Genomic DNA, 10,029 nt, shown 5'->3' on the forward strand with positions numbered 1-10,029 from the left:
CGAGCCGCCGGCTACCGGCAGGTGTTCAACGCCAATCCCCACGTGGGCGGGCGCTATTCGGCCCTCACGGCCTTCGGACTGGTGCCGTCGGGCCTTGCCGGCGCCGACATCGAGGCGCTGATCGACGACGCCGAGGAGATCTCGGAGTTCCTGTCCGAGGACGGGGACGACAATGTGGGTCTGCGCCTCGGTGCCGTGCTCGGCGGCACCACTCCCCTGCGCGACAAGATCGTCTTCGCCGACACGGGATCCGGCCTGCCGGGGTTCGGGGACTGGGCGGAACAGCTCATCGCCGAGTCCACCGGGAAGCTCGGTACGGGGCTGCTGCCCGTCGTCGCGTCCCTCGACGCGCCGGAAATCGTGGATCTGCCCGACGACGTGGTCCCGGTGCTCCTGTCGGCGATCGATGCCCTCCCGGGTGACGAGGTGGACGGCACGCGTGCCGTCGTGAGCGGCACGCTCGGCAGCCAGCTCTTCGTGTGGGAGTACGCCGTCGCCGTCGCCGGTCGGCTGCTCGGGATCAACCCCTTCGACCAGCCCGACGTCGAAGCCGCGAAGAACGCAGCCAGGGGCCTCCTCGATGCGCAGCCCGAGCCGACTCCCGCCGACTTCGTGGACGGCGCCATCGAGGTCCGCGGGGACTCCGCCCTGCTCGGGAATTCGAGCACGGTGGGCGACGCAGTGCAGTCGCTCCTCGACTCACTCGGTCCGGACGGTTACCTGTCGGTCCAGGCCTATCTCGACCGGCATGCGCAGTCCTCCCTCGAAGGGGTGCGTGCTCCGCTGGCCAGGACGACGGGCAGGCCCGTCACGTTCGGCTGGGCGCCGCGTTTCCTCCACTCGACCGGGCAGTTCCACAAAGGCGGACCGGCGTCGGGCGTGTACCTGCAGGTCACCGGGGCGGCGTCGTCGGACCTCGGGATCCCCGGCCTGCCCTTCACCTTCGGACAGCTGATCTCAGCGCAGGCCGCCGGTGATGCCCAGGTCCTCGCTGACCATGGCAGGCCCGTCCTGCGCCTGCATCTGGCTGACCGCACCGCCGGGCTGGCGCAGCTCTCCAGCGTGATCGAGAGCCTCGCCGGAACCGCAGCGCACGCCGCCTCCCGTCCCGACACCTCCGGGAACGGGTAGCCATGCCGCTGGGTGCGATAGCGAACGGGAAGCAGACGAATCCCCTCCGCGATCCGCGGGATCGACGTCTGAGCAGGATCGCCGGGCCCTCCTCGCTCGTCCTGTTCGGGGTCACGGGGGATCTTGCACGCAAGAAACTGATGCCGGCGATCTACGACCTCGCGAACCGCGGACTGCTTCCTCCCAGCTTTGCCCTGGTGGGTTTCGGCCGGCGCGACTGGAGCGACGAGCAGTTCGCCGACGAGGTGAGAAGTGCCGTGTCAAGCTACGCCCGGACGCCGTTCAACGAGGCAGTCTGGGAGCAGCTTGCGGCGGGCGTGCGTTTTGTGCAGGGGAACTTCGACGACGACGACGCCTTTCGCCGACTGCGCGGATGCATCGAGGAACTCGACGCGACGCGCGGTACGAGGGGAAACCACGCGTTCTACCTCTCCATTCCGCCCAACGCCTTCGAGGTGGTGTGTCAGAAGCTGTCCGAGCACGGCCTCGCGCAGCCGGAAGAGGGCCAGTGGCGGCGCGTGGTGATCGAGAAGCCCTTCGGACACGATCTCGAATCGGCACAGGAGCTCAACCGGATCGTCGAGCAGGTGTTCCCGCCTGACGCCGTGTTCCGCATCGACCACTACCTGGGCAAGGAAACGGTTCAGAACATCCTGGCGCTGCGCTTCGCCAACCAGCTGTTCGAGCCGCTGTGGAACGCCAATTACGTCGACCACGTCCAGATCACGATGGCGGAGGACATCGGGATCGGCGGCAGGGCCGGATACTACGACGGCGTCGGCGCGGCGCGCGACGTCATCCAGAACCACCTGCTGCAACTGCTGGCCCTGACCGCCATGGAGGAGCCGATTTCCTTCGCGGCGAAGGATCTCCGCACTGAGAAGGAGAAGGTCCTCGCAGCCGTAACCCTTCCGGAGGATCTTTCGGGGCGTTCCGCGCGTGGCCAGTACGCGTCCGGCTGGCAGGGCGGCGAGCAGGTCAGGGGGTTCCTGGACGAGGACGGAATCCCGGAGCACTCCGCCACGGAGACTTTCGCGGCCCTTCGGCTGGACATCCACACCCGGAGATGGAGCGGCGTACCGTTCTACCTCCGTGCGGGCAAGCGCCTGGGCCGACGCGTGACGGAGATCGCCGTGGTGTTCAAGCGTGCGCCCAACCTCCTGTTCCGGGACCATTCGGAGGAGGACTTCGGGCAGAACGCCGTGGTCATCCGGGTGCAGCCCGACGAAGGCGTGACCATCCGGTTCGGTTCGAAGGTCCCGGGGACCCAGACCGAGGTCCGGGACGTCACCATGGACTTCGGGTACGGGCACTCCTTCACAGAATCGAGCCCCGAGGCCTACGAACGGCTCATCCTCGACGTCCTCCTGGGCGAACCCCCGCTGTTTCCACGGCAGGAGGAGGTCGAGTTGTCCTGGCGCATCCTCGACCCGTTCGAGAAGCACTGGGAATCGCTGGGCGGCCAACCGGAGCCCTATGTTCCGGGCAGCTGGGGTCCGGCGTCCGCCGACGACCTGCTCGCACGTGACGGACGAACCTGGAGAAGGCCATGATTGTCGATCTACCGGGCACCACCACGTCGAAGGTGTCGAAGGAGTTGATGACGCTGCGCGACAAGGGCGGCGTCGTCGCGCTCGGCCGCGTCCTGACCCTGGTGGTCATCACGCGCTCGGGGTACGAGGAGGATGCCATCGAGGCCGCCAATGAGGCGAGCAGGGAGCACCCCTGCCGGATCATTGTGCTCGCCGAGGGCTCCGCCGATGAGGACACCCGCCTTGACGGCCAGATCCGCGTAGGCGGCGACGCCGGGGCATCCGAAGTGATCGTGCTGCGCGGCCACGGTGAGCTCGCCAACGAGAACGAATCACTCGTCTCGGCCCTGTTGCTGCCGGATGCCCCGATCGTGGCCTGGTGGCCCCATGGCGTTCCGGAAGCTGCATCGCGGACCTCGATCGGCAGCATCGCGCACCGGAGGATCACCGACTCCGCGAATGAGCAGGACCCGACGGCAGCCCTCTTCAATATAAGCAGGACCTACGAGGCCGGCGACACCGATCTTGCCTGGACGCGCCTGACCAACTGGCGCATCCAGCTTGCAGCAGTGCTGGACCAGCTCGACGCCTCTCCGGTGACGGCTGTCACCGTGGAGGGCGCCTCCGATTCGCCCAGCATGGTGCTGCTGGCCGCCTGGCTGACGCTGACGTTGAACGCGCCCGTCACGATCGCGGCCGGCCCCGCGGGCACCGGTCTACGCCGCGTCCGGCTCTCGAGGAAAGCTGGAGAGGTGGAACTTCACCGCCCCCATGGCGACGTCGCCGAGCTCTACCAGCCGAACCAGCCGGTCCAGCGGATCTCCCTGCCGCGCCGCGGACTGCAGGACTGCCTCGCCGAGGAACTGAGGCGCCTCGACCCCGACGAGGTCTTCGGCGAGGTTATTACCGAAGGCCTGGCACGAACCAACCTGAGGAGTGTACGAACCAGTGAGCGCTGATCCGAAAGTAAGCATCCACCCCAATTCGGCGTCCCTCGCGGCTGCCGTTGCAGCCCGCCTTATCACCCGGCTGGTGGATGTGCAGACCGAGCGCGGCACCGCCACCGTGGTGCTGACCGGCGGGTCGATCGGTACGGCGGCGCTCCAGGCTGTCGCCGAGTCACCGGCAAGCGCCGCCGTGGACTGGCCCAACGTGCACTTCTGGTGGGGTGACGAACGCTTCCTCCGAGCCGAGGATGGGGAGCGGAACGCCGTACAGGCCCGGGCCGCGCTCCTGGACCGGCTCCAGGTCGACCCCGTCAAGGTCCACGAGTTCGGATCGAAGGACGAGTTTCCCGACCAGGACGCGGCCGCCGTGGGTTATTCCGCGGAGTTGCAGGCAGCCGCGGTCGCCGAGGGCGGAGACCTCTCCCCCGACTCCCGTCTCCCCCGCTTCGACGTCCTGCTCCTCGGTGTCGGACCGGACGCCCACATCGCCTCGCTCTTCCCCGAGATGGCGGGCATCCGAACGAAGGGGCAAACCGTCGTGGGCGTGGTCGACGCGCCCAAGTTCCCGCCCCAGCGGATCTCCCTGACCCTCGAGGCGATCAATACGGCGCGCGAAGTGTGGCTCGCCGTCAGCGGCAAGGACAAGGCAGGTGCGGTGGGCCTCGCCCTCGCCGGAGCCGGCCACGTCCAGGTGCCTGCGGCAGGGCCGCGCGGCCTCCGGAAGACCCTGTGGCTGATTGACCAGGACGCCGCGGAGCAGCTGCCCGGCCGGCTCATCGATCACGAGGATGACTCGGACGAGCCGACCGGTGAGTAGATCCTGACGTTTCGCACACGGGAAGGCGCCGCCCGCAGTGGATAGATCCACTGCGGTGAGTTTTCGTCAAGATGGCGGGATTCTTGACGAAAACTCACATCGCATGTCGATGCTGTCATCTCCAGAAGTCGTCTGCACAAATTTCAGTGCTCGCCTGCACAGCCCTCACGTATCGCAGGAATGGGAATGATCTGAGGGACGGTGCAGCCGCATTAACCTCGGCTTCACCGACGGTCGGCTGCGCTGCCAACGGCGGGATCACCCCAGAAGTTCCTTTTGCGCGATCCCAGGTGGCCTCCAACATGGTCGACGTGCCGGACCTCCCAATACGTACAGATTTCACGTCCACCCGCTACCTTTCTTTTCGCGCAGAGGAGTAGTAAGCAAAACGACAGTAGTGCAGAGGAGTACTGAGAAATCACTGCTCAACACGTGGCTTGTTGTGCAGACGTGTGTTGAAAATGACAGCGAGTAGCAAAACCGACTGTTGCGACGACCGCCTGAACCCGCCCTTGGGTTAGGACACACCAGCAAGAGGCACTCCCCCTTCCCCACCACGACTGTTCCTTCCATGTCTTGCTACCCTGCCTCCTGACGAAAAGCGCTGTTACGCAACTGCGAGGTCGGTTGCGAGACAGTCTTTTCTCACGGTGCGGAACGTGTGCCTGTGTCCCTGCTCGACCCCGACGTCGGAACGAAGTTCCAGTCGAAAGATCCGTCGTCCCGGAGTGTCAATCGAAGGAACCCGTGAGTATCGCTGAACCGCTCCTCGATGTACGACGGACGGCTGGTGAAGGAGCGCAGACCGATCCCTCCCGTGGAAACCTGGAACGCGGTCATTCCGTCACTGACGCATTCATCGGCGTTGTTCACCGGACATGACCGTTCGTAGTTGTGTTGTGAACCCGACAGGGTCAGACGGACCCGGTGCTTCCACATCACGTTGACCCATGGCTTGTGGTCAGCGGCCCGCTTGTGTCCGTCGGTGTTCGATGTGAAGTACGGTTCGTGGTAGACGACTGCCAGGTGCTTTCCCGCCGCCCGAGCACCAGCGAGGTCGTTGTCCAGCCACGTCGTCAGCTCCCGGGCTTTTGCGGGGTTGTACCGCCAGTGCGCCGACGACAGGAACGCGAAGTGCCAGTTCCCAAAATCCTTCGAGTACGGTTTCCCGTTGCCGATGAACCCACGCTGCTGGTTGATGGCAGCCTTCGCCGTAGACCCCGGGCATTGGCCATTCATGAAGTTGTCGAGGTCCTCGTTGTGGCCGGGTCTCCAGTCGTGGTTGGGCGCGGATACCCAATACAACTTGGGCATCGTGCCGCCCCACAGCCGTTTCCAGTAGTCCACGTAGTCAGCGCAGTACGCGGTGTCGTACTGGAAGTCCCCGAGCCCTAGGAACGCGTCAATCTCGTCGTTCTCCACGAGCCGGGTGATCGCGGCACCGTTCCGGCCGGACGGGCTATCAGGCTCGTCGGTTCTGGCGCCGTTCATGTCACCGACAGCGGCAATCCGAACATCACCCGGAGGGAGGACGCAACCCGTGACGGAGACCGCCAGGAGGGCTGCGACGGTTGCGGCCACTCTCCGGAAGGATCTGGGACGAGAAAGTGCTGACTGCATCCGATAACCCCCATGGATACAGGGTTGCCGTCCACCTCGAAGGGTGGGCGGCAAACCTTTGGTGGTGCGGAACTGGCTCAGCAGCGGTTGCGCTACTGATCCGCGATTGAAGGATTATTGAAGGTCTCCCCGGTGCTCCGTACATTCGTTGTGATGATCTTCAACCGTAGGGCTGCTGACCAGAATGCGGCAACAATATCAAAGCGGTTTTGAGAGGTTCGAGTAGCAAATTGGGGACAAACGGGTGGTCACCGCAGGTACCGAATACCGGTGGTGCGGCTGTCACCGTGGGGGAGCCACCAAAGCTGATGCCGAGAGGAACGGCGAAGCGGTCCGTATGATCGAACACTGCAGTATGAGGCAAATCTTGATGGTAACGCCCGGGTTCACTCGACGGAGGGGCAGCGCACACTGGGAAGACCCAAATGATCCCCCCGGATTCATCCGCGGGACTCAGCCGGATACACCGCCGAGCCTCGCGCACGAACGTGGGATTTTCTTCGCGTGTCAAGCAGCCGGCGCGCGAAGGGAAACTAAACACCTCGGAGAGAAACCGGAGTTCCTCCATCAGCATCAAGCCCGCTGGACCGAAAACGGTGGATTGTGAGCGATCGTCCGGAACGACGGCAAGTGATGCTGACGGGTACAAGCCTGCCCGGAATCGGAGATGCCTCACTCAGCCCCTGCCTGAGACCGCCGACCGTGATCCCGCAAGGTAGTGAGCCCCTGGGTTCACTACCTCTCTTCATGTGTGTCACGATGCGGCGTCAGTGATCTCTTTCGTGCAGTCGTCAGATGCTCTCCTCACGATTCGCTGAAACCGTCACCTGATTGGTGTCAGGACGTTGCTTCCCCTCACAGCGCGCTTACTGTTGTCGGTCGCTGTGGGTGTTCGAACGAGTGGATTAGGTGGTGGATCGCGTAGCACGGCCGCGAAGTCGGGTAGATACTACTCATGCTGTTGTTATCGGCTCGCCCGTACTGTCTAACCAGGGGCCAAACCAAAGGGTGGCCGCGGGTTGGAGTTCTGAAAGGGCAGCGCCTTGGCCCTGGTCGACGAATCGGGAACTGGATCGCTGATGATTCGCTCGCTCGCTCGGCCATGGGAGCGAAACCCAATGGCGATCTACCATTACGTCGCGAAACCGGCTCCAACACCGGCGTCTTCGCCCTCGGTGGCGGCCTCGTTCTGGCAGCAGCAGTCGGCGGAACCTACATGGTCCGCCGCAGCAACGCCGAGGCATAACCAACCAGCGCCGACCCATCCGTCCTGCGACGGATATCAGCACGGAATAGGAGTCCAGTCCTGGCAGAACCTAGCAGTGCAAACTGATCGGACCATGGAGAATGACCTCATGATCAGCTCACCCAGCGGCCCCCGCAAACACCTGGTGTCTGCGGCGGCCGCTTTCGTACTCCTCACCGGCTGTTCAACCCCAGCCGACACCAACACCGGCATTGGCACTTCGGCTGCACCAACGGCAACACGGCCATCAGCAACCGGCCCCTCAACTACATCGGCCGACTTGGCCTCGCCAGCGGTGACACCGCCACCAGCGACTAGCGCGCCAGAGCCGGGCGATGTCGGAGTTGAGGGCCCGTCGCATGCGGGGACGCCGTCGCCGACGGGTACAAAGCGGGCCACGAGTGCGTTGTGGTTCAACGACGGGATCTGGTGGGGGAACCTGTGGGATACCGTTAGCTCGGATTTTCATATCTTCAAGTTCGATGCCGCGACGAGTTCGTGGGTCGATACGGGTGTGGCGACGGAGACGCGGGCAAGCACCCATCATGACGTGCTGTGGGATGGGACGACGTTGAACGTGGCGAGCTATCGATTCGTCAACGACAATCTGCCGGCCGAACCGGGCTTCCCGACGACGATGCGACGTTACAGCTACAACTGGAGTACGAAGACGTACACGCTGCTCAGTTCTACTCGAATCAACGACGAGCGCGTCGAAGCGCTGACCATCGATAAGGACTCGACCGGTCGGGTGTGGGCCACGTGGCAGCAGGGGAACCAGATCTACCTGAACGTCACTGGCACGGATGGCAGGTATTGGGGGGAGCCGTTCGCGCACCCCGCGTCGTTGAGCAACGTGTCCGTGGACGACACGTCGGCGGTGATCGCGTTCGATGGGAACAAAATGGGTGTGATGTGGAGCCGGCACGTCGGCGATGCCACCGACGGCAGGTATTGGAGCTACCACGTCGATGGAGCATCCGACACCGACTGGACCACTCCGGTAGCGGCGGTGTTTGGGCAGAACAGCAGTGACGACCACATGAACCTGAAGTGGCTGGGCTCCTCCAGTGGAAGGGTTTTCGCCGCTATCAAGACGTCGTACACGTCCGCGTCCCAGCCGCTGATCCAGCTGTTGGCACTGGATAGCGCGACCGCGACGTGGTCGGCGCACACGATCGCGACCGTTTCGGAGTGCCCGAACCGGATGATCGTCGTGATCGATGAGAGCACCCAAATGCTGCGTACCTTCGGCACCTACCCGAAGCCCAGTGGCACGACGAACGCTGGTGCCTGTACCAGCGCGGGGGGTGCGATCTACGAAAAATCCACACCGCTGGACGCCATCAGCTTCACCACCGCGAAGACGGCTCACGTTGTCGACGCCGATCAGTATGCGCACAACGTGACGTCGACAAAGCAGAACCTCAACAGTGCGGCGCAACGGACGGCCAACAGCGGTCTGCTGACGCTCGCCGATGTCAACGCCACAAGCCGGTACTGGCACTATTACGACTCCAGCGGCGGTAGCGGTGGTGGCGGTACGACGGCTCCGACGGTGACGCCTACGACGCCGGCGCGACCGGTGTGGCGGTGACAACCAATGTGACGGGCACCTTCTCGGAAGCAATGAACGCCTCGACGGTTACGTCAACCACGTTCACATTGACGGCGGGGGCGACGGCGGTACCGGCCGCTGTGACTCACAACAGCACGGACAAGACTGCAACCCGAACCCGGATGCAAATCTGGCGTCGGACAGGACCTGGACCTTCACGACGGCTCCCGTGGCCAGCGGCACGTCGCAGACCATCACGATCCCGGCCAGTGCCGACAGCCATGTGTCCAGCGGGGCGACGACGACGAATTATGGTACGCTGCTCCCGCGCGATAGTCAAGCCGTCGCTTCTTTCAAGAACGCGGTCTCGGCTTTCAGCTCTTGAACTTCGCGCTCGCGCTCCTTCAGCCGGGCCCGTTCGGTCACCGACAGATCCGTCTCCGTGCCGCCGTTGGCCTCGCAGTACTTGATAAGCTAGTGGTGTGTCTCCAAAATAGTTAGTGTTTGATGGGTATTCTTGGGTTTATGAGGAAACCTGTTCCGGCTCTGGTGATGTCCGATGGTCAGCGTGCTGCGTTGGAGGTGCTTTCGAAGTCCGGGACGGCGTCGCATCGTGAGGTGCAGCGGGCGCAGGTGCTGCTGCTTGCCGGTGACGGGTTGGCCAATGAGTGGATTGCCCGGACGGTCGGGGTGGCGCCGGGGACGGCGGCTGCCTGGCGGGCAAGGTTCGCTGAGGAAGGTCTGGCGAAGCTGGGTAAAGTGCGTTCCGGGCGGGGCCGGAAACCCTCGATTCCGCAGTCGAAGATCGATGAGATCGTTGATCTGACGAGGAATTCGACACCGGAGGGGCACACGCATTGGTCGGTGCGCACGATGGCTGAGGTCAGCGGGATCTCCCCGGCACAGGTGCAGCGGATCTGGGCCGCCCGGGGACTCAAACCCCACTTGGTCGAGACGTTCAAGCTCTCCAACGATCCGCAGTTCGAGGAGAAACTCATCGACGTGGTCGGGTTGTATATGAATCCGCCGGAGCAGGCGATCGTTTTGTGTATGGATGAGAAATCCTCCATCCAGGTACTGGACCGGACGCAGCCGTCGCTGCCGATGAAGAAGGGCCGGGCAGAAACGATGACTCACGACTACAAGCGCAACGGGGTCACGACCTTGTTCGCCGCCTT

Annotated in this window: 8 protein-coding genes and 1 pseudogene; 7 read left to right on the plus strand and 2 right to left on the minus strand. The window is 64.0% G+C overall.

Translation table 11 applies throughout. The features are described 5' to 3' along the window. From Y704_RS21210 to pgl, 4 genes are all read left to right on the plus strand, one after another. A partial coding sequence (locus Y704_RS21210) for a glucose-6-phosphate isomerase (protein WP_051477030.1) occupies positions 1 to 1,131 on the plus strand: 1,131 nt, incomplete at its 5' end. Positions 1,132 to 1,133: 2 nt separating this feature from the next. Continuing rightward, positions 1,134 to 2,684 (plus strand): glucose-6-phosphate dehydrogenase, encoded by a 1,551-nt coding sequence (gene zwf, locus Y704_RS0113100; protein ID WP_026550453.1) that lies wholly within the window; start codon positions 1,134 to 1,136, stop codon positions 2,682 to 2,684. Further along, the gene (locus Y704_RS0113105; protein ID WP_026550454.1) at positions 2,681 to 3,622 is read left to right on the plus strand and encodes a glucose-6-phosphate dehydrogenase assembly protein OpcA; all 942 of its coding nucleotides are present in this window, start codon (positions 2,681 to 2,683) and stop codon (positions 3,620 to 3,622) included. The genes zwf and Y704_RS0113105 overlap by 4 nt, the downstream gene beginning before the upstream one ends. Further along, a complete protein-coding gene (gene pgl / locus Y704_RS0113110) occupies positions 3,612 to 4,427 on the plus strand; it encodes a 6-phosphogluconolactonase (RefSeq protein ID WP_026550455.1) in 816 nt (271 codons plus the stop codon). The genes Y704_RS0113105 and pgl overlap by 11 nt, the downstream gene beginning before the upstream one ends. Before the next feature lie 645 nt (positions 4,428 to 5,072). Here pgl and Y704_RS0113115 read toward each other — a convergent pair. Further along, entirely contained in the window at positions 5,073 to 6,008 is a 936-nt protein-coding gene (locus Y704_RS0113115) for a metallophosphoesterase family protein (protein ID WP_253904331.1), read from the minus strand. Positions 6,009 to 7,149: 1,141 nt separating this feature from the next. Here Y704_RS0113115 and Y704_RS24075 point away from each other — a divergent pair. Continuing rightward, positions 7,150 to 7,293, plus strand: coding sequence for an LPXTG cell wall anchor domain-containing protein (locus tag Y704_RS24075; protein WP_216698981.1), 144 nt, complete (start codon positions 7,150 to 7,152; stop codon positions 7,291 to 7,293). 406 nt (positions 7,294 to 7,699) lie between these two features. Next, on the plus strand, positions 7,700 to 8,890 hold the full coding sequence (locus tag Y704_RS25325) for a hypothetical protein (RefSeq protein WP_253904332.1): 1,191 nt from the start codon (positions 7,700 to 7,702) through the stop codon (positions 8,888 to 8,890). A gap of 300 nt (positions 8,891 to 9,190) precedes the next feature. Here Y704_RS25325 and Y704_RS25330 read toward each other — a convergent pair. Next, a pseudogene (locus Y704_RS25330) lies at positions 9,191 to 9,325 on the minus strand (IS3 family transposase); the annotation flags it as partial. 51 nt (positions 9,326 to 9,376) lie between these two features. Here Y704_RS25330 and Y704_RS0113130 point away from each other — a divergent pair. Beyond that, positions 9,377 to 10,029, plus strand: a 653-nt coding sequence (locus Y704_RS0113130; protein WP_035772763.1) for an IS630 family transposase, incomplete at its 3' end; no start/stop codon positions are given.

The organism is Arthrobacter sp. Br18 (assembly GCF_000520555.1).
Taxonomy (GTDB): domain Bacteria; phylum Actinomycetota; class Actinomycetes; order Actinomycetales; family Micrococcaceae; genus Arthrobacter_D.